Annotated in this window: 20 protein-coding genes; 5 read left to right on the top strand and 15 right to left on the bottom strand. The window is 68.8% G+C overall.

Annotated features, from left to right (window positions below; translation table 11 throughout):
* Positions 1–65 precede the first annotated feature (65 nt).
* A complete protein-coding gene (locus ACIQF0_RS37820) occupies positions 66–968 on the bottom strand; it encodes an alpha/beta fold hydrolase (protein WP_401038009.1) in 903 nt (300 codons plus the stop codon).
* A gap of 81 nt (positions 969–1,049) precedes the next feature.
* On the opposite strand from ACIQF0_RS37820, the gene ACIQF0_RS37815 reads away from it, so the two are divergent.
* On the top strand, positions 1,050–1,619 hold the full coding sequence (locus tag ACIQF0_RS37815) for a TetR/AcrR family transcriptional regulator (RefSeq protein WP_401038006.1): 570 nt from the start codon (positions 1,050–1,052) through the stop codon (positions 1,617–1,619).
* On the opposite strand, the gene ACIQF0_RS37810 is transcribed toward ACIQF0_RS37815, so the two are convergent.
* From ACIQF0_RS37810 to ACIQF0_RS37790, 5 genes are all read right to left on the bottom strand, one after another.
* On the bottom strand, positions 1,612–2,289 hold the full coding sequence (locus ACIQF0_RS37810; RefSeq protein ID WP_401038003.1) for a hypothetical protein: 678 nt from the start codon (positions 2,287–2,289) through the stop codon (positions 1,612–1,614). The two genes, ACIQF0_RS37815 and ACIQF0_RS37810, sit on opposite strands and share 8 nt — an antisense overlap.
* 87 nt (positions 2,290–2,376) lie before the next feature.
* Complete coding sequence (locus ACIQF0_RS37805) at positions 2,377–2,886, bottom strand: general stress protein (RefSeq protein WP_093602956.1); 510 nt, start codon at positions 2,884–2,886, stop codon at positions 2,377–2,379.
* Between the two features lie 37 nt (positions 2,887–2,923).
* Positions 2,924–3,700 (bottom strand): arylamine N-acetyltransferase, encoded by a 777-nt coding sequence (locus ACIQF0_RS37800; RefSeq protein WP_401038001.1) that lies wholly within the window; start codon positions 3,698–3,700, stop codon positions 2,924–2,926.
* Positions 3,678–4,187 (bottom strand): GNAT family N-acetyltransferase, encoded by a 510-nt coding sequence (locus tag ACIQF0_RS37795; RefSeq protein ID WP_401037998.1) that lies wholly within the window; start codon positions 4,185–4,187, stop codon positions 3,678–3,680. The genes ACIQF0_RS37800 and ACIQF0_RS37795 overlap by 23 nt, the downstream gene beginning before the upstream one ends.
* The gene (locus ACIQF0_RS37790; protein WP_401038567.1) at positions 4,169–5,779 is read right to left on the bottom strand and encodes an MFS transporter; all 1,611 of its coding nucleotides are present in this window, start codon (positions 5,777–5,779) and stop codon (positions 4,169–4,171) included. The genes ACIQF0_RS37795 and ACIQF0_RS37790 overlap by 19 nt, the downstream gene beginning before the upstream one ends.
* Positions 5,780–6,028: 249 nt before the next feature.
* Between ACIQF0_RS37790 and ACIQF0_RS37785 the strand changes: the two genes are divergently transcribed.
* The gene (locus tag ACIQF0_RS37785) at positions 6,029–7,489 is read left to right on the top strand and encodes a hypothetical protein (RefSeq protein WP_401037996.1); all 1,461 of its coding nucleotides are present in this window, start codon (positions 6,029–6,031) and stop codon (positions 7,487–7,489) included.
* Positions 7,490–7,719: 230 nt separating this feature from the next.
* Here ACIQF0_RS37785 and ACIQF0_RS37780 read toward each other — a convergent pair whose 3' ends face one another.
* The gene (locus ACIQF0_RS37780) at positions 7,720–8,976 is read right to left on the bottom strand and encodes a hypothetical protein (RefSeq protein WP_401037993.1); all 1,257 of its coding nucleotides are present in this window, start codon (positions 8,974–8,976) and stop codon (positions 7,720–7,722) included.
* Positions 8,973–9,551 carry an RNA polymerase sigma factor gene (locus ACIQF0_RS37775; protein WP_093602950.1) on the bottom strand — a complete coding sequence of 193 codons (579 nt, stop codon included), beginning with the start codon at positions 9,549–9,551 and terminating at the stop codon, positions 8,973–8,975. Before ACIQF0_RS37775 ends, ACIQF0_RS37780 begins: the two co-directional genes overlap by 4 nt.
* 84 nt (positions 9,552–9,635) lie before the next feature.
* Here ACIQF0_RS37775 and ACIQF0_RS37770 point away from each other — a divergent pair, with 84 nt between their 5' ends.
* Positions 9,636–9,926, top strand: coding sequence for a hypothetical protein (locus ACIQF0_RS37770; RefSeq protein WP_401037989.1), 291 nt, complete (start codon positions 9,636–9,638; stop codon positions 9,924–9,926).
* 494 nt (positions 9,927–10,420) lie between these two features.
* Positions 10,421–11,152: an SDR family oxidoreductase gene (locus ACIQF0_RS37765; RefSeq protein WP_401037986.1), complete on the top strand. Its 732-nt coding sequence runs from the start codon at positions 10,421–10,423 to the stop codon at positions 11,150–11,152.
* On the opposite strand, the gene ACIQF0_RS37760 is transcribed toward ACIQF0_RS37765, so the two are convergent.
* On the bottom strand, positions 11,134–11,637 hold the full coding sequence (locus tag ACIQF0_RS37760; protein WP_401037984.1) for a DUF2087 domain-containing protein: 504 nt from the start codon (positions 11,635–11,637) through the stop codon (positions 11,134–11,136). The two genes, ACIQF0_RS37765 and ACIQF0_RS37760, sit on opposite strands and share 19 nt — an antisense overlap.
* Positions 11,638–11,714: 77 nt before the next feature.
* Entirely contained in the window at positions 11,715–12,191 is a 477-nt protein-coding gene (locus ACIQF0_RS37755; protein WP_330275787.1) for a hypothetical protein, read from the bottom strand.
* A 48-nt stretch (positions 12,192–12,239) separates the two neighbouring features.
* Between ACIQF0_RS37755 and ACIQF0_RS37750 the strand changes: the two genes are divergently transcribed.
* Positions 12,240–13,208: a helix-turn-helix transcriptional regulator gene (locus tag ACIQF0_RS37750; protein WP_401037981.1), complete on the top strand. Its 969-nt coding sequence runs from the start codon at positions 12,240–12,242 to the stop codon at positions 13,206–13,208.
* Here ACIQF0_RS37750 and ACIQF0_RS37745 read toward each other — a convergent pair.
* The 5 genes from ACIQF0_RS37745 to ACIQF0_RS37725 are packed head-to-tail and all read right to left on the bottom strand — an operon-like array spanning position 13,196 to position 18,169.
* Positions 13,196–13,909, bottom strand: a complete 714-nt coding sequence (locus ACIQF0_RS37745) for a DUF3626 domain-containing protein (protein ID WP_401038564.1) — start codon at positions 13,907–13,909, stop codon at positions 13,196–13,198. The two genes, ACIQF0_RS37750 and ACIQF0_RS37745, sit on opposite strands and share 13 nt — an antisense overlap.
* A 43-nt stretch (positions 13,910–13,952) precedes the next feature.
* The gene (locus ACIQF0_RS37740) at positions 13,953–14,567 is read right to left on the bottom strand and encodes a DUF2238 domain-containing protein (protein ID WP_401037979.1); all 615 of its coding nucleotides are present in this window, start codon (positions 14,565–14,567) and stop codon (positions 13,953–13,955) included.
* Entirely contained in the window at positions 14,557–15,096 is a 540-nt protein-coding gene (locus tag ACIQF0_RS37735; RefSeq protein WP_401037976.1) for a sugar O-acetyltransferase, read from the bottom strand. The genes ACIQF0_RS37740 and ACIQF0_RS37735 overlap by 11 nt, the downstream gene beginning before the upstream one ends.
* Positions 15,093–15,851: a hypothetical protein gene (locus ACIQF0_RS37730; RefSeq protein ID WP_401037973.1), complete on the bottom strand. Its 759-nt coding sequence runs from the start codon at positions 15,849–15,851 to the stop codon at positions 15,093–15,095. The genes ACIQF0_RS37735 and ACIQF0_RS37730 overlap by 4 nt, the downstream gene beginning before the upstream one ends.
* Entirely contained in the window at positions 15,848–18,169 is a 2,322-nt protein-coding gene (locus ACIQF0_RS37725) for a DEAD/DEAH box helicase (RefSeq protein ID WP_401037970.1), read from the bottom strand. Before ACIQF0_RS37725 ends, ACIQF0_RS37730 begins: the two co-directional genes overlap by 4 nt.
* Between the last annotated feature and the right edge of the window lie 39 nt (positions 18,170–18,208).

Raw genomic sequence — 18,208 nt, 5'->3', positions numbered from 1 at the left:
CCGGGGCCGCTGACAGCCGACGCTCACCGCGCTGGCAGCCCGCTGGCGCTCCGTCCGCGAACGGGTCAGCCTGCTACCGGTTCGCCCCTGAGGAAGTCCCGCAGGATCTCGGCGAACCGCGCCGGCTGCTCCTCTGCCACGTAGTGGCCGCAATCGTCGAGGACCACCTCGGTGACGTCGTCGGCCACCGGCCGCATCGTCTGGGCGACCAGTGCGCCGCTGTACCGCGCGCCGCCGACGGCGAGCACCGGCAGCGTCAGCCGGGTCTTCCCGCGCTGCTCGTTCTGCGCGATCGTCTCGTCCAGCGCCCGGTAGTACCCGAAGCTCGCCCGCAGCCCGCGAGGATCCGCGACGATCGCGTCGACGTAGACGTCGACCGCGTACGCGGGGATCGCGTCCGGCGTGGCTGCCTTGGTGGCGAACTGGTGGCCGAAGAAGAGATGTTCCCGTCCCCGGACCAGCTCCTCGTTGAGGTCGGTGAGCCGGTTGAAGCCGAAGTGCCAGAGCCGCTGGTTGACCGCGGCCGGGCTGAAGACCGACGGAATCGGCGTGAGGCCGGGGATGACGGCGTCGACGACGGCGAGCCGGCCCACCCGGTCGGGGTGATCGGCGGCGAGGGCGTATCCGGTCCACATGCCGATGTCGTGGCCGGCCACGTCGAACCGGTCGTGCCCGAGCGCGGCCATCAGCGCGACCAGGTCGGCGGCCAGCGTGCCGGCGTCGTACCCGTCGTCGGGCTTGTCGGAGAGCCCGGCCCCGCGCGAGTCGACGGCGACGACGGTGTGCTCGCGGGCGAGCGCCGGCATCACTTCCCGCCAGGCGTACCAGGTCTGCGGCCACCCGCCGACCAGCAGCAGCGGCGGGCCCTCCCCGCCTGTGACGGCGTGCAGTCGCAGGCCGTCCAGCTGGACGAACTGGCTGACGAAGACGTCGGTGAACCCGTCGGGCAGCCGCAGCGAACTCATCATGGACCGATCAGTACAACTTGTCATGGCGGCGACCCTACGCATATTGGAACGATCGGTGCAAGATGTGTAAGCTGCTGAACCATGGTGGGCCGCAAGCAGTTCGACGTGGACGAGGCGCTACGACGCGCGATGCACGTCTTCTGGCGCTGGGGCTATTCGGAGGCCTCGATCGATCGCCTCACCGAGGGCACCGGCCTGGGCAGGAGCTCGCTCTACAGCACTTTCGGCGACAAGAGCGCCCTCTTCCGGAAAAGCCTCGAACGGTACGCGCAGACCTACCACCCGTTGTACGACCAGGCACTGTCCGGCCCACACCCGAACCCGAGCGCCGTCATGGCCGCCTACCTGCGGGTCACCCTGAACCGCATCGCCGATCCGGCGGTTCCGGACGGCTGCCTGCTCACGGTGTCGGCAACGCAGATGCCGGCCCTCGACGCGGACGGCCAGGCGATGGTCCGCGCCATGATCGACGGTGTGCGGGCGATGCTGGAGCAGGCGCTGCTGGCGGCGGGCGCCGATGAGCGGGAGGCGGCGGAGCTGGCGTTGTGCACGCTGGCAGCGAACAAGTCCCTGGCGGTGCTGAGCCGGGCCGGCTTCTCGAGCGAAGACCTGGCAACCGTCGCCGCAGCCGCCGCCCGTACCTCTAGTTGACGTACCAGGTGACCTCGACCGCGTCGGAGGAGATCTTCTTCGACTCCGCGCACACCTCGTGCGTGAACACGAGCCCCGTGGCCCGGCACATCCGTTCCGGCGTCCGAACCGTGAACCCGCGTGCCTCCAGGTGCTCGCGCATCACGTCGGTAGCGTGGTCGCCGGTCGCGGTCACCTCCCGCGAGCAGTTGCCGGAACCGCAGTAGCCACTGCCTTCGGCGACGCGCAGCCCGGACGGCGCGGGCAGCACGCCCTCGTCACCGGGCTTGGCCTCGAGCCGGCCGAGCAGGACGACCGCCGTGGCCAGGAATCCCGCCAGGACCATCGTCGCCAGTCCGAGGACACCGGTCGACACCCGCCGCAAGGCCGGCAGGCACACGGCCGCCGCGATCACCGGGTAGAGCCAGTACACCTCGACCTCCGAGGGCACCAGCGGTCCGGACCACCCGAGTCCGCGCGGCACCGCGAACCACACCAGCACAGCCAGCAGGATCAGCCCGACGGTCACCCCGGCTTTGCGCGACGGGGCCAGGAAGCACCAGATCAGGATCGGCGCCACGCCGAACAGACTGGACGGCGCGTTCCACGGGAACGACCCCACGATCACGGCGGCGACGAGCAGCGCGGCCTTCCACCAGTGCAGCCGCGCCGTCTCCACCAGGTTGGACATGCCGCCAGTAAAGCGGAAACGCCGCCCCGAAGATCGGGACGGCGTTCCTCTGTGGTGGGAGCGAGTGTCAGGCTGCCAGCCGGGTGGTCATGACCGCCAGGCCAGCGTCGTCAGCATCTCCTTGCCGCGTTCGGCGCTGCGCGGGGCGCTGAGCACGTCGTACCGGCCGCCCACGAGCTGGGTGACCGAGGCGAAGTCACGACGCCCGCCGGTCGCCTTGTAGCGCACAGCCGCGCTCGCGAGGCCGAAGACCGTACCGAAGACGAGACCCGCGATGATCGGCGCGAGGGCGCCGCCGGTCGAGAAGAAACCGAGCAGCAGGCCGACGAACAGACCGAACCAGGCACCCGACGCGGCACCCGCGCCGAGGACTCGGCCCCAGGTCAGGCGGCCGGTCACGCGTTCGACGATCATCGGCTCGACGCCGACGATGGTGACGTCCGCGACCGGGAAGTCGTTGTCCGCCAGGTGGTCCACGGCCCGCTGGGCCTCTTCGTAGGTTCCGTAGGAACCGATGGGCCAGCCGGTGGGCGGAGTGGGCAGTGCGTTGACGCCCGTGGAATTTGCTCCCGTGGCGAACGGAGTCGCGGTGGTCATTTCCAACACCTCCGAATTGCGATCCCTACACCCACTATTACGAACGCGGCCCCTCGGTTGTTCCCAAAGTTGAGCTGATGTGACTCAGCTCCCTGTCGGTAAGCGTGATGTCCAGTGATTCCAGTGTTTTTCCGAGGTCGTCGACCTGAGAATTCTCAGGTTTCTCGCCGGCGTGCTCGACGGTGAGCGTCGTTCCGACCAGACGGCGGCTCAGCCCTGGTTCGAGTCGCATGACGACGAGCTGCCTGCTGAACGCCGACCGTTCGTGCTTGGCGACGTAGAAGTTGGCGGCCAGGTAGTCGACGGGGCGCTGTTCGACGTCGGGCTCGAACGCGTGCTGCAGGTCCCAGCCGTCCGCCGACTGCTTCTCCAGCACCCAGCGACCGTCCTCGTGGCGCAGGCGGTGCGGCCATCCGGCCTGGTCCACGATCGCGCCGTCGACGAGCGGCATCGGGTGCAGCATCCCGGCGCCGAACCCGACGTCGACGAGCTGGTCGTCGACCAGTGAGATGAAGTGCGTGCGCGGCGCGGTCATCACGCGGCTCATCCGCCTCCGGACGGAGTGTCCGAGCCGTTCCAGCACGGCCGTGAACAGCAGCTGGTGCTCGTAGCAATAGCCACCACGGCGTCGTCCGAGCATCTTGTCCTGGATGTCGCCGAGGTCGAGTGACGGCACATGGCCGAGCATCACGTCGATGTTCTCGAACGGAATAGCGCGCACATGCGCCTCGTGCAACTCCGTCAGCGAACTCGACGCAGATGCTCCCGTGCGCGCGAAGTACGCGTCCAGGTCAACTAATTCCGTCTGCCACATGACTTTCCCCCTGAACTCGTAGCCACTCTTCTTTTGTCAGCGCGTACTCGACCTCTCCGTGTTCCGAGCCGGGCAGCGGGTCGGGGAAGTCGAGGTGGAACGTGCGGACGTGCCGCAGCCCGCACTTCTCCATCACGCGCCGCGATCCGGCGTTGACGAACATCGTGGTGGCGACCACGCGCCGCACGCCGCCGGTGGTGAACCCACGTTCGATCAGGGCCTTCCCGCCCTCGGTGGCGTAGCCGAGGCCCCAGAACTCGCGGTGCAGCCGGTAGCCGAGCTCGACCTCGCCGGTCCCCTTGAACTCGAACCAGCCGACGAACCGGCCGGTGTCCTTCTCGATGGCCGCGAGGAAGCTGTCGCCGAGGTAGTTCTCGACCGGGGCCGGGTCGAGGTACCGCATGACCTCGGGGTCGGCGTGCAGGGCGCGCAACGAGTCCACGTCGGACCGCGCGAGCGGGCGCAGCGTCAGTCGTTCCGTTTCCACGAAGAGATCTTGCCGCACTTGAGCGAGGCGAACGCGGCCAGCAGGCACAGGACGATGGCGAAGCCGAACGCGATCGCGAGTCCCTGGGCGAACGGCCCGGAGATCAGGCTGGGGAAGAACCCGCGCCCGGTGAGGAACGCGGCCTGGTCCGGTGGCAGCGTCGCGAGCTGGTCGCCCAGCAGTTGCTGGATCGGGTTGTAGCCGAGGAACGCCGCGAACAGCACGGCCACCGCGGGCAGTGCCGCGACCTGGGCCGCGGCCGCGGGAGCGACGCCGTGCTCGACCAGTCCGGTGCGCATCGCGCCGGGCAGGGACTGCGAGAACCCGACGATGATCAGGCTGAAGAAGAACCCGATGGACAGCACCATCGCGGTGTTCTGGAAGGTGGTCATCATGCCGCTGCCCGAGCCGCGGGCGTTGGCGGGCAACGAGTTCATGACCTCGGCGCGGTTGGGCGAGGAGAACATGCCCATGCCGATGCCGGTGAACACCAGGATCAGCGCGAACTCCCAGTACGGGAAGTCGACGGGCAGGGCGATGAGCAGCGCGAACGTCACCGCGGTCAGCACGTTGCCGGCGAACGCGAGCGCCCTGCTGCCCAGCCGGTCGGACAGGATGCCGGCGGTGGGCGCGGCGAGCAGGAACCCGACGGTCATCGGCAGCATGTAGATGCCGGCCCACAGCGGCGTCTCCTCGTAGGAGTAGCCGTGCAGCGGCAGCCAGATGCCCTGCAGCCAGATGATCAGGATGAACTGCAGCCCGCCGCGCCCGAGCGCCGAGGCGAAGTTCGCGATGTTGCCCCAGGTGAAGGACGGCAGCCGGAACAGGTGCAGGTCGAACAGCGGGTTGGGCACGCGGTGCTCGATCACGACGAACGCCGCCAGCACCGCGAGGCCGCCGACCAGGCACGTCAGCACGAACGGGCTGGTCCAGCCGGTCTGGGAGGTGCCGTGCGGCTGGATGCCGTAGGTGATCCCGACCAGCAGGACGATCAGGCCGACGCCGAAGGTGATGTTGCCCCACCAGTCCATCTCGGCGTGGCGGCGTTCGCCGGTGTCGTGCAGCTTCAGGTAGGCCCAGACCGTGCCGAACAGCCCGAACGGCACGGACACGATGAAGATCAGGTTCCAGTTGACCGGCGCCAGCAGACCGCCGACCACCAGGCCCAGGAACGACCCGGCGATCGCGGCGACGCCGTTGATGCCCAGGGCCATGCCGCGCTGGGTCACCGGGAAGGCGTCCGCGAGGATCGCCGAGGAGTTCGCCATCAGGAACGCCCCGCCGACGCCCTGCACGATCCGCCAGCCGATCAGCCACAGCGCGGCGGCGTCACCGTCGAACCAGGTGATCGCGAGCATCACCGAGGAGAACGTGAAGATCGCGAAGCCCAGGTTGTACATGCGGGCCCGGCCGTACATGTCCCCAAGCCGCCCGAAACTGACCACGAGCACCGCCGTGACGACCAGGAAGCCCATGATCATCCACAGCAGGTAGCCGGTGTTGGCCGGGTCGAGCGGGTTGATCGCGATGCCCTTGAAGATGTCGGGCAACGCGATCAGCACGATGGAGGAGTTGATCGTGGCGATGAGCATGCCCAGCGTGGTGTTGGACAGCGCGATCCACTTGTACCCGGCCGGAGCCGCCTGCACAGTCACTTCGCCATGCTAACCAACCTGTCGAGTGGAGTGACTCGGAACGTCGCCGGAAGACACCAGCGATCATGTGCTGGTCACGTCGGTGACCAGCACACGCCGACCAGGCCGCGCCGCTCGGGTCGAGCAGACGGCCGCTACGTCGAAACTCGCGAGCGTGTGAACTGTGCTTGGCGGTTAACTGTCACCGTGCCTGTACCCAAACGAAAGACGAAGAACAGGTTCGCGACGGCCTTGCAGCCGGAAACCGACGGACGCCGAGCCGAAGCGACACGCATCGCAAAGGAGGTGCTGATCGGCAAGCTTCGTGATCGCTGCGCCGTCAGCGGTTACCGCCTTGAGTCGAGAAAGGGCGGACTCAATCGGGAGGACGACCGGTTCACGTTGCACGTACCTGATGGAAAGGACCTCGTCGAGGTCCCCCTGAGCTGGAGCAATGTTGCCGAGCTTCGTCGAACCGTGCAGGCTGTGGCGTCGGGAATTGAGTGGCTCGGTGACCGGTCGGCTTTCGCGGAGATGGGCCAGGGCTACATCGAGGCCGCCATCAGGGCGGTGCGCCCCGAAGTAGATCTCCCGTCGTGGGTCGCCGCCTACACATACCGGGTCGACCCCGACCTGTTCCCCGACGTGACGACAAAGCCGGACTCTGCACGTCGTTTCCAGCCTTTCACCACTCCGAACCAGGGCCGCATGACCGCGCGGAACGACCGACTTGGCATCTTCGTCGAGATATCCGCGCCGAGCATCATGGCTGAGGTGCTGCAACACCGGTTGCACGGGCCGTTCCTGCGCTCCTCCGCCTGGGCGGGTCAGGCGTACTTCGCGACAATCAAGATCTGGCGACCGGCGGGCATCCGCGACCGCGACCACGCGGTCGCACTTCTGGACAAGGTGACCCGCTCGACGTCTTACGAGCTCGATGTCAGCTTCTCTGCGGGGTTTGAGCTTTGCGAACGCCCGGTGTGGCCGCCGGACAGCTACGACCTCGTGAACGAACCGAAGAACGAGCGCATGAGCGTGCACCAACCGCTCACTTTGACACTGAACGAATACTCGCAGGACGGGTTGAGCTACTACTGGCACGCCCGCCAGTCGGAGTCGATCCCGGTAATGGAGTACCTTAACTACTACCAGGTCCTTGAGTATCACTTCGCGCAGTACGCGTTGGCGAGGACCCTGGAGTTCGCCCGCCAGAAGTTGAAGGACCCCAGGTTCGACCCCGCCAACAGCGAGTCGCTGACCCGGTTTGTCAACGCCATCGGTGACCAGGTCAAATCAAAGGGCACTGACTTTCCAGGGCTGCTGGCGACATTGGAGCACTGCATCGACGTCGACCAACTCGCGGACTTCATTGAATCGGATGACGACCTGCGGAGTCACCTGACGAAGAAGACGATTCCCGGTGTACCGCAGGTCGTCACGGCTCAGCGCGACCAGCTCGTCGAACGAATGGCTCGCCGGATCCACGGGATCAGGAACACGCTCGTCCACGCCAAGGGAGAGAACCGGAACGAGGGCTCGTTCATCCTCGTGCCTGGTTCGGCGGAGATGCGCCACCTCGTACAAGAGATCAAGCTTGCCCGGTTCGCAGCACAGTCAGTGCTCATCGCGAGCTCCGTATCCGCCAAGCACTCTCGCGACTTCGACTGAGGCCGTCCCGACGGCTGATCACCGAGGTCACGTTGTGCAGGAGGTGGTTGGGGTCGAACAGGGCCTGGCTGTCGGACCATCGGGGGAACCCAGCGTGCAGTTCAGCGCCGGCATGCACGTGCCGTACCCAGCGTCGCTCGTTGTGGTGGCCCAGCAGTGTCTGGGCCACCACGGGGCAGATCAGTTCACTGTCGGTCGGCTCGGGGCGGCGACCTCTGCCACATATCCGCCTACGACGGGTTCTGCGGCGTGATCGTCTCCAGCACGTTCCCGCCGGCGTCCCTGACCACCACGCGGGCGTCGGGATGGCGGTCGAGCAGCTTCGCGGCCAGCACGAACGTGCCGTTGCCCAGCGTCGCGGGCACATCGGCCGTGCCGGGGCTGGTGTAGGTGATCGAGGCCACCCGGGGGTCGAGCACCAGGCCGACGGCCGCGGCGCTGGAGCTGCCGCCGTCGTAGTACTCCCCCTGCTCGTTCACCTTGTACGGCTTGAAGTCGTAGAACGCCGTCATCGCCGCGATGGTCTGGCCGCGGAACTCGGTCAGGTCGTCCAGGTCGAACACCATGCCGGCCGACGGGTCGTGCTCGGCGTCCCGGCAGTAGAACAGCAGGTCGCCGAACCGGCCGGTGATCATCGTGTCGGTGGCGCTGACCTTGGCCGTGAGGCCGTGCGCGAACTGACCGGGGTCCGGGACCGCCCTGTCCTTCAGGCAGGCGCCGAACCGCTGGGCCTCCGCCGTGTCGCGGGCCGCGGGTGGCAGCGGGCGGTCCACGACGGACGCGGTGGGCTTCGGAACGCCCCGCACCGCGAACTCCTCGCCGTTGACCAGAGCTTTTGTGCCGTTCTCCGCCTTCTGGAAGCCGCTGGGCGCGAGGAACAGGCCGTCCACGAGGGCGGGCATCGTGTTGTTCTGGCCCGAGGCGGCGATCTGGGACAGGCTCAGGAACTTCACGTCGGACGAGACGATGCCCGCCATGGCGCCGGTCGGCGTGGTGAAGAGGATCTCCACCTGGCGCCGGCCCTCGGGCACGGCGGGGTTCGGCGCGGAGATCGTCGTCGTGGTGGCGGTGTTCGCGCAGAAGAAGACACCGGCCGCCGTGCGGAAGGCGGTGAGCACCGTGCCGTTCTTGTGGCTGGTCGCCATCGGCACCCATTCGGAGACGGGTGTGTGGGCCGTGGCCGCCGCGGCGCAGCGGGCCAGCACGTCGGGGGCGACCTTCTCGCGTTCGACGTGGTTGACGATCCCGCGGTCCTTGCCGACGAACTCGCCGTTGTGCTGCACGGGCGGCTCCGCGACGTCGGCGGAGCCGCCGATTAGCGCCTGACTGGCGAAGACCGCGCCCGCGGCGAGCATGCTCACGCCGGCGGCGATCAGGACGGGCCTGCCGTTGCGGGCGGCGGGGCGCATGCCTTCGGAGAGACGCTGACGGGCACGCATGCGGACGTCGTCGGGCAGCGCGCGGTGTTCGGGCAGCTGGTCGATCACGGGGTGTCCTCGGGGGTCAGGTCGCGCAGCCGGGCGCGGGTGCGGGAGACGCGGGCGCGGACGCTCGACTCGGTGATGCCGAGGAGCGCGGCGGCGTCGGCGGTGGACATGTCGCCGAGCAGGCAGAGCTGGGCGATCTCGCGTTCGGAGGCCGGCAGCTTCGCGATGGCGGCGACCACGGCGGCGAGGCGGCGTTGCGCGTCGGTGCGGGCGGCGACCTCGTCGGCGTGGTCGCGTTCGTCCTGCGGCGTCAGCTTCGTGACCAGCCGCAACGCTCTGCGCGAGGCCCGCCACTCGGTGCGGGCGCGGTTCGCGGTCACCGTGTAGAGCCACGGCAGGGCGGAGTCGCGCACCAGCTGGGCGTCGCCGCGTTTGCGCCACGCCGTCAGGAACGTCGCGGAGAGCAGGTCCTCGGCCTGCGACCAGGAGGCCGTCAGCCGGTAGGCGTAGTTCCAGACCGCTTCGGCGTGGCGTTCGAAGAGCTCGGTGAACGCGGCGTGGTCGCCTTTCGCGATCTGCTCCCAGAGGCGCGTGTCGGGCGGCCCGACGTTCGCACGCTCGGTCGTCTCAGTCATCACACTCCGCCTGGGGCCGTCACGGCCCAGTGTGCTGCGTGACGCGCGTCACCTCGCGCTGGGGAGCCGCCCCTCATTCGAGGCGTGAATGACACCGATGGCAAGATCTTCGCCGTGCCGATCGAGCAGAAGCAGCCCGGCAATGTCGAGGCGGAGACCCAGGTGTTCGCGAAGATCACGATCCCCGAGTACGACGCGGCGACGATTCCCGGTGTTCCCCCGGTGACGCCCGCCCCCGCGGCGGCCACTCCACCGGCTCCCGCACCGGCCCCCGCACCGGCGGCGACCACCGCGGCGCAGGAGCGTCAGTCCAAGTCGCTGACCCGGCGGTTGGCCCGCCGGATCCTCGGCCCGACCTTGATGACGAAGAAATAGGGCTCAGCGACACCTATCTGTCGGGGACCTGTCCCAAGCCCCCGCAGACCCGGCAGGCGGTCCGGTCCTCGTTGAGTCCAGAACCAAGGCAACGGCTGCACTCCTTCACAGAAGAACAGTGTCCGCTTCTACTCCGAGTGGGGGCAGCCGCCAAGCAGGGACCCCTCCGGCAATAATGGGTGACCCCCACCGTTCACGCTCGGTGATCAAGCCTGGGTGGACGGTCCGGCCGGAATCTCGTTGGCCCGTGCGACATTGCCTGCGACGATGCCTCTGCTTTCCCCGTGCGGAAGCTTCCACCAGCCGGAGCACCCGCGCGGGCACGGGTGCGACATCTCGTGCAGCACAAGGCCTTCCGGACCGGGAACGGGTTGTTGCCACGACATCGTTCCGGACCCTGCGCACAGCAGGCAGGTGTCCTCTTCACACTCCACACCTGTAAGTACTCCACAGGGGACACTTCGGGCAATCGCTGGATCGAGGGGAGATCATCGATGGCAGTCGCGGTCGTGACGGGAGCGGGTTCCGGGGTGGGGCGCGCGGCGGCGCGAACCCTGCTGGCGGCGGGATTCCAGGTCGCTTTGGCAGGCAGGCGCGAGGACGCGTTGATCGAGACCGGAGAGGGCTTTCCCGAGAACGCTCTCGTGGTGCCGACGGATGTGTCGCGTGAGGACTCGGTGGTCGCGTTGTTCGAGGCGGTGGTCGCGCGCTTCGGCCGGGTGGACGTGTTGTTCAACAACGCCGGGATGAACGTGCGGGCGACACCACTTGAGGAGTTCAGCCTCAGCGCGTGGGAGAAGGTCGTCGGGGTGAACCTGACGGGCGCTTTCCTGTGCGCCCGCGAGGCGTTCAAGGTGATGAAGACCCACGGCGGCGGGCGGATCATCAACAACGGCTCGATCTCGGCGTCGGTGCCGCGCCCGCACGCGGTGGCGTACAACGCGACCAAGCACGCGATGACCGGGCTGACCAAGTCGTTGTCGCTGGAGGGCCGTGCTTTCGGCATCGCGTGCGGGCAGATCGACATCGGCAACGCCGCCACGGAGATGACGTCGCGGATGGGCGCCGGTGTGCTGCAGGCGAACTTCGAGGTCAAGCCGGAACCGACGTTCGACGTGCAGCACGTGGCCGACGCCGTGCTGTACCAGGCTCAGTTGCCTTTGAGCGCCAACGTGCAGTTCATGACCGTGATGGCGACGGCGATGCCCTACATCGGCAGGGGCTGAGCCTGGTAGAGGCCGCCGCCGCGTTCCAGCAGACCGAAGTCGACGAGATAGCGGCGGATGGTGACGTGGTCGACCTCTCCCCCGTCGCACCACGCCTGGAGCCGCTCGTTGATCTCCTTCTCCTCGTAGTAGGTCTGCGGGGTGAAGGCGTGCGAGGCGACGTGCTCGAGGATCTTGCGGCGGCGTTCGTGCGCCACGGGCAACGAGACGAGCTTCTCGCCCCTGATGAACGGCGCGAGCCCGTCCGCCGGCATCGCCTCGGTGAGCGTCGCCGCGAGTGGCTTGAGATCGGCGGGCCGGGCCGGTTCCCCTTCGACCAGCCCGGCCTCGCGGAGCTTGATGAGCGCGGTGCCGGCGTCCTTGACCTTGAGTCCGGAGGCGGCGGCGACGTCGGCCAGCGTTCCCGCGCCGAGGACGACGGCGGCGAACGCCCTCAGCCTCGTGGGTTCGGCCAACGCGCGCACGACGGATTCCGGAGTGGTCATGCCTGCGAACCTAACGCCGCCGTCCACCCGTTTTCAGCTTCGGCTTCAGCGGGAGGGCGCTCCCTGCCAGTCCTGCCTCATCGGCCCACCAGGCCCTCGGCCATCACGTCGGCGAGGTAGCCCTCGAAGTCGGGGGTGTCCGGTTCCAGCACGTGCCGCACCCACGCGGTGCGCTCGTGGGCCAGCGGCGGCAGCTCCCAGACGCAGCCGATGAGGTCCTTCGGGATGACGGTGAAGTGCGTGAGGTCCGGGTCGGTCGAACCGAGGAACGGCTGATCTCCGGACACAGCGGTGCGGCAGTGCAGGACGTTGTCCCAGACCCAGTTGTAGGCGTTGAGGTACATCCCCGCGGAGCTGCGGTGCAGGACCGTCACGGTGGCGGGCGGGGTCGGGTCGTCGAAGTCCGGGTAGATCTTCGGCAGGAACGCGTAGGCGGCCGCGCGGATGTCGTCGGTGATCTCCAGTCCTGGGGTGACCACCTCGTAGCGCTTGACGTGCCTGCCCGCGACGACCAGCGGTTCCCTGACCGCCAGCTCCTTCTCGTAAAAAGCCATGGGTCGAACGTATGAGCTAACCCTGACAGGGTGTGTCAGTGTATCCGCGTGCGTGCGAGCCGATTGGTGTCCGTGCTGCTCCTTCTGCAGGCCAAGGGCCGGATGACGGCGCAGGCGCTGGCCGACGAGCTGGAGGTCTCGGTCCGCACGATCTACCGCGACGTGGAGTCGCTGCACGCGGCCGGGGTGCCGCTGTACGGCGACGCGGGCCCGTCCGGCGGCTACCAGCTGCTCGACGGCTACCGAACGCGGCTGACCGGGCTGACCGAGCAGGAGGCGGAGTCACTGTTCCTGGCCGGGCTGCCGGGTGCGGCGGCGGACCTGGGGCTCGGGGACGCGGTGTCGGCGGCGCAGCTCAAGCTGATGGCGGCGCTGCCGTCGTCGATGCGCGACCGGGCCTCGCACATGGCGACGCGGTTCCACCTCGACGCGCCTGCCTGGTACTACGACCCGGAGCGCTCGCCGTTGCTGGGACTGGTGGCGGACGCGGTGTGGCGTGAGCGACTGCTGGAGGTCAGCTATCGGCGGTGGCGTGCGCCTGAGGACGTCACGCGCGTGCTGCGGCCGTTGGGTCTCGTGCTCAAGGCCGGCCGCTGGTACCTGGTCGCGCAGGGCAGCACGCGGATCTCCACGTACCGGGTGTCGCAGATCCAGGCGGCGACCGTGCTGGACGAGACGTTCGAACGGCCGGACGGGTTCGACCTGGTGGCGCACTGGACGGCGTCGCTGGAGGACTTCCAGGCACGGCAGTACACGGGCTCGGCGGTGATCAGGCTGTCGGCGCGTGGCTGGGAGTCGTTCTCGTCGCAGGTGCTGCCGGTGGTGGCGCGCGCGGCCGAGGAGTCCGCTGTGGACGACGGTGAGGGCGTCCGGGTGACGATCCCGATCGAGTCTCTCGGGCACGCGACCGGGATGTTGCTGCGGATGGGCGGCGAGGTCGAGGTGCTGGAACCGGAGGAACTGCGCGAGCAGGTCACGGCGGCTGTGCGCGCGTTGGCGTCGATTTACCTGGGGTGACCGAACCTCGCGAGGTGGTGCCACAGGTGCTTCACGACCTGCGGTGGTTCCTCGGCGTCGTCGAGGAGGTCCGGGGTGATGGCCCCGTCCCGTGCGATCGCGAGACCTAACGCGACGGACTCGGGGGTGCGGTAGTCCGCGTGCCGCAGCAGGTCCTGTGTGGACAGCCGGAAGCCCGGATGGCGCTCGACCGGGCAGGACAGGTCGACGTCGGGGAAGGTCGGGTCCAGCACGAGGGCTTCGACGTCGTCGAGCGTCACGGGGCCGTGGACGTGGGCCTCGACGTAGGCGTCGAGGGGGTCGCGGTCGTCGGCGTCGGCCAGTTCGATCAGGACGAAGTGGTGTGCGGTGCCGAAGTGGACCGGGTCGAAGACGCTGTCCGGGTAGCAGAACGTCGTGCGGTCGAGCACGTCCTCCTTGAGGCGCAGGTGGGCGGAGCCGAACCGCGGCGCGGCGCCGTGCGGGAGCCTCCGGTGGTTGAGCGCGCCGTACTTGGGGCGGTCGGCGGGGTTCGCGTGGTCGTACGCGCCGCCGAAGAGGCGGCTTTCCCAGTCCCAGCGGTCACCGCCGGGGTGGGCGGTGAGGCCGCCGTTGCTGGTGCCGGTCTCGAACTGGGAGCGGTAGACGCCGTCCGCCGCGAGCTTCGCCAGGACGCCGCGACCGGGGTGGAAGTTGAGCGTCACGCGCAGGTCGCGTGGCATCGGCCCGCCGGCGGACAGGGCGTCGATGTGCTTCAGCGCCCGTTCAACCGACACGAGCGAGCGCCCGGTCGTGCACCCGCGACAACGCCAGCTGCGCGGTCAACGCCCCCAGCAGAGCCATGAACATGTCCCACTGGGTGTCCCACACGTCGCCCTGGGTCCCGAGGAACTCGTCCGCCGCCGACCCGCCCACGACCGCCGCCAGCCACTCCCCCAACTCGTAGGTGGCGCTGAACGCCAGACACACGCACACGACCAGGAAGAACAACCACCCACCAGGTCGAAGCGGAGTCCGCCGCAGCAGGACCTCGCGTGCGAGCACGGCCGGCACGAACCCCTGCACGAAGTGGGCGAACCGGTCGTAGTGGTTGCGTGCCAGGTCGAGCAGGTCCTGCGCCCAGAACCCCACCGGCACCCGCGCGTAGGTGTAGTGGCCGCCCAGGATCAGCACCAGCGCGTGCAGGAAGATCAGCCGGTACAGCAGCGGTGTCAGCGGGAAGCGCCGGTACGTCGCGATCAGCACACCCCCGCCGATCACGACGGGCGCCACTTCGAGGTACCAGGTCGCGCGGTCGTACGGGCCGATGCCGGACGCGATCAGGGCGACAAGAGTCAGGCCGAGCAGGATCAGCGGTTCAACGCGCTTGTCATAGCTCACGGATCACCTTGCAGGGATTGCCGACGGCGAGGACGCGCGGCGGGATGTCGCGCGTGACGACGCTACCGGCTCCGATGACGGCGTTCGAGCCGATCGTGACGCCCGCGCAGACGATGACGCCGCCGCCGAGCCACACGTTGTCGCCGATGGTGATCGGGGCGGCGGACTCGAAGCGCTGGCGGCGGGCCTCGTGGTCTTCGAGGGGGTGCAGGGCGGTCAGCAACTGGGCGCGGGGGCCGATGGAGACGTCGTCGCCGATGGTGATGGTGGCGCAGTCCATGAGGATGGCGTCGTAGTTGAGGAAGCTGTTGGAGCCCATGTGGATCTGGTAGCCGTAGTCGCACTGGAACCGCGGCATGACCCACGAGCCCTCGCCGATGGAGCCGAAGAGCCGGGAGATGACCGCACCGGAGCGGGTGGCGTTGAACTCGTCCACCAACTGCTGCGCGGCCAGCCTTTCCGCGACCAGTTCGGGGTCGGAGTCCTTGTACAGCCGGCCGGTCGTCATCTTCTGCTTCTCGGTGATCACCCTTCGAGAGTGCCCGAACGCAGCAGCGCGCGGGCACGAGACGCGGCGATCTCCATCAGTGCAACGAGATCCGCGGCCTCGAATCCAGGCGGCGACTCGACCGCGAGTACCACAGGTGTGGTGGCTGGAACCGTTGGGCGAGCGGGCAGCTGACCTGCGGATTCGGCGGAAACCACCACAGGTGTTCTGGTCCCGACGGGTCCGGCGACGCGCTCGCGGAGTGCGTCGAGGAGTTCCTGTTCCGGTTTTCCCTTGAGCAGCAGGAGCACGAACGGGTCGGCGTCGAGCAGCCAGCCGACCTGGAACGCGAGCGCGGCGGCGTGACGGCACGTGAGTTCCCAGTCGTCGCAGTCGCACTCGGGTTCGAGGTCGCCGATGCCGGGCAGCAGGTCCACACCGGACTCTTCCGCGGCCAGCACGAGGTCGCGGGGCATGTCGTTGTCCAGCAGGGCGGCGATGTGGCCGGAGTGTTCGGCGACGCGGTCGAGGAACCGTCCCCATTGGACTTCGGACAGCGCCGGGACGCTGACGGTGGTGCTGTGGACGGTGTCGTCGTCGTGGACCTGGGCGTGCAGGCGGCCGGGGCTGACGGTGATCGGGCCGACGACGCCGGCGTGGGCGTAGCGGCGGGCGAGGCGGATGAGGGTGGTGTTGAGCGCGGTGTCCTCGAGGGCCTTGACCCAGGCCTTGCCCCACCAGGTGGTGGCGACGCGGCGTTTCACCTTGGGGAACGCGGCGAATCCGCGGGCGGTCACTGGGCGCTCCTGAGTTGGACGAGTTCGGCGAGTTCGGCGTCGGTGAGTTCGGTGAACCCGGCTTCTCCCCCGTGCAGGACGGCGTCGGCGAGGTCTCGTTTGTCCTGCAGGAGTGCGGCGATGCGTTCCTCCACGGTGCCTTCGGTGACGAGCTTGTGCACCTGGACGGGTCTGGTCTGGCCGATGCGGTAGGCGCGGTCGGTGGCCTGGTCCTCGACGGCGGGGTTCCACCAGCGGTCGAAGTGGATGACGTGGTCGGCGCGGGTGAGGTTGAGGCCGGTGCCGGCGGCCTTCAACGACAGCAGGAACACGGGTGCGCGGCCGTTCTGGAAGTCGTCGACCATCTGCTCGCGCTGCGGCACGGGGGTGCCGCCGTGCAGGAACCGGGTGGGCTGCTTGATGTGCTGTTCCAGCAGCCGGGCCATGCCGACGTACTGGGTGAAGATCAGCGCCGAGCCGTCCTCGGCGACGATCGTGTCGAGCAGTTCGTCGAGCAGGTCGAGCTTGCCGGAGGTGCCCTGCAGCGTGGGGTGGCCGAGGTAGTGCGACGGGTGGTTGCAGATCTGCTTGAGTCCCGTCAGGAGCTTCAGGACGAGACCTCGGCGGGCCATGCCGTCGCTCGACGCGATCTGGTCGAGGGTCTCGCGGGTCAGCGCCTCGTACAGCGCCGCCTGCTCCACGCCCAGCGAGACGTACCGGTCGGTCTCGGTCTTGGCGGGCAGTTCGGGGGCGACGCCGGGGTCGGACTTGCGGCGGCGCAGCAGGAACGGCCGCACGACCTTGGCGAGGGTGTCGTCGGGCTCTGGCCAGCGGGTGCGGAACGCGCGGTGCGTGCCGAGCAGGCCCGGTGTCGTCCAGTCCAGGACGGCCCAGAGTTCGGACAGCGAGTTCTCCACGGGCGTGCCGGACAACGCGACGCGCGCGGCGGCCGGGATCGAGCGCAGTGCCTTGGCGGTGCCGGAGTGCGGGTTCTTGACGTGCTGGGCCTCGTCGGCGACGACCATGCCCCACTCGTGCTCGCGCAGCGCCTCGGCGTCCAGGCGCATGGTGCCGTAGGTGGTGAGGACGACGCCGCTGGTGGCGAGCGTCCGCTGTGGACCGTGGTAGCGGCTGACGGGGACTCCTGGGGCGAACCGGTGGATCTCGCGTTCCCAGTTGCCGAGCAGCGACGCCGGGCAGACGACCAGCGTCGGGTGTTCGTGGTCGCGGTGCAGGTGCAGTGCGATGAGGGTGATGGTCTTGCCGAGGCCCATGTCGTCGGCGAGGCACGCGCCGAGTCCGAGGCCGGTCATGTGGGCGAGCCAGCGCAGGCCGTGCAGCTGGTAGTCGCGCAGCTGCGCCCGCAAGGACGCGGGCTGTGGGAACGACGGGACGGTCGCGATGGCCGTGGTGAGGCTGTGCGGGGCGACCTCGACGTGCTCTCCGTCGATGATCGCCACGCCGGTGAGTGCGGCGGTGACGGCCTGGGCGGCGGTGATCGGCTTGAGCTGCTGCCGGGCCTTCTTCTTGAGCAACGGGTCGACGAGCACCCACTGGTCGCGCAGCTTCACGATCGGCCGGGACGCCTCGGCGATGACGTCCATCTCGGCCTCGGTCAGGTCCTCGCCGCCGAGCGCGAGCCGCCAGTCGAACGTGAGCAGGTCGCCCGCCTGGAACCGGCCGCCGGCCTCGCCGATGACGGCCTTCGCGGACAACGTGGTGGTGAGGTCGCGGGGCCAGTGGACCTCGATGTCGGTGCCGAGCAGCTCGGCGACCTCGCCGTCGGTGAGGTCGGCCTGGTCGAGCAGGCGTTGCAGCGGTGGCCAGTCGACGCGGGCCATCGCCCTGATGGCGTCGAGCTCGCGACCGGAGCCGCGCACGTCGCGCGGGTAGGGGTCGGTGATGGCGCGGACCTGCACGATCGCGCGGAACCGCTGGTCGTCGGTGGTCTCGATGCGCAGGGAGAGCTTGATCTGCTCGTCGGCCCACGCCTTGAGCTCGGGGACGTCGTGCGCTTCGGTGCCGGCGAAGGGTCCTTCGCCGGTGCGAGGCAGCGTGTCGGCGACGGCGTCGAGGAACCGGCGGAGTTCGTCGTAGTCGCCGTGCGCGGCGAGCTGGCGCAGGTGCAGCTCGTCTGCGTGGTCGAGCGGTCCGACGCGCCAGGTGTCGTGGCCCCCGGCCGTCACGCCGGGCACGATCCGGCCGCGGGCGACGAGGGTGAGGGCGGTCGCGGCGGCCACTCCCCAGTAACCGTCGTCGTCAAGCACGTCCGGTAAGGCTTCGAGCAGGGGTTTTCCGTGGAGCTGGCCGAATCTGGGCGGGTCGGCAGGCACGAACATACCCTGTACCGTACACCATACGGTACGGTAGGGTCGCGC

This window comes from Lentzea sp. NPDC092896 (assembly GCF_044754905.1).
In the GTDB taxonomy this organism is placed as follows: Bacteria; Actinomycetota; Actinomycetes; order Mycobacteriales; family Pseudonocardiaceae; genus Lentzea.
This window is presented reverse-complemented; position numbering and strand designations above follow the sequence as displayed.

What these genes read in the sequence shown, in the direction of transcription:
- ACIQF0_RS37820 (WP_401038009.1), bottom strand. Translation starts at nt 968, where the DNA reads ATGATGAGTTCGCTGCGGCTGCCCGACGGGTTCACCGACGTCTTCGTC.
- ACIQF0_RS37815 (WP_401038006.1), top strand. Translation starts at nt 1,050, where the DNA reads ATGGTGGGCCGCAAGCAGTTCGACGTGGACGAGGCGCTACGACGCGCG.
- ACIQF0_RS37810 (WP_401038003.1), bottom strand. Translation starts at nt 2,289, where the DNA reads ATGTCCAACCTGGTGGAGACGGCGCGGCTGCACTGGTGGAAGGCCGCG.
- ACIQF0_RS37805 (WP_093602956.1), bottom strand. Translation starts at nt 2,886, where the DNA reads ATGACCACCGCGACTCCGTTCGCCACGGGAGCAAATTCCACGGGCGTC.
- ACIQF0_RS37800 (WP_401038001.1), bottom strand. Translation starts at nt 3,700, where the DNA reads ATGTGGCAGACGGAATTAGTTGACCTGGACGCGTACTTCGCGCGCACG.
- ACIQF0_RS37790 (WP_401038567.1), bottom strand. Translation starts at nt 5,779, where the DNA reads ATGCTCATCGCCACGATCAACTCCTCCATCGTGCTGATCGCGTTGCCC.
- ACIQF0_RS37775 (WP_093602950.1), bottom strand. Translation starts at nt 9,551, where the DNA reads ATGACTGAGACGACCGAGCGTGCGAACGTCGGGCCGCCCGACACGCGC.
- ACIQF0_RS37765 (WP_401037986.1), top strand. Translation starts at nt 10,421, where the DNA reads ATGGCAGTCGCGGTCGTGACGGGAGCGGGTTCCGGGGTGGGGCGCGCG.
- ACIQF0_RS37760 (WP_401037984.1), bottom strand. Translation starts at nt 11,637, where the DNA reads ATGACCACTCCGGAATCCGTCGTGCGCGCGTTGGCCGAACCCACGAGG.
- ACIQF0_RS37755 (WP_330275787.1), bottom strand. Translation starts at nt 12,191, where the DNA reads ATGGCTTTTTACGAGAAGGAGCTGGCGGTCAGGGAACCGCTGGTCGTC.
- ACIQF0_RS37745 (WP_401038564.1), bottom strand. Translation starts at nt 13,909, where the DNA reads ATGCCACGCGACCTGCGCGTGACGCTCAACTTCCACCCCGGTCGCGGC.
- ACIQF0_RS37725 (WP_401037970.1), bottom strand. Translation starts at nt 18,169, where the DNA reads ATGTTCGTGCCTGCCGACCCGCCCAGATTCGGCCAGCTCCACGGAAAA.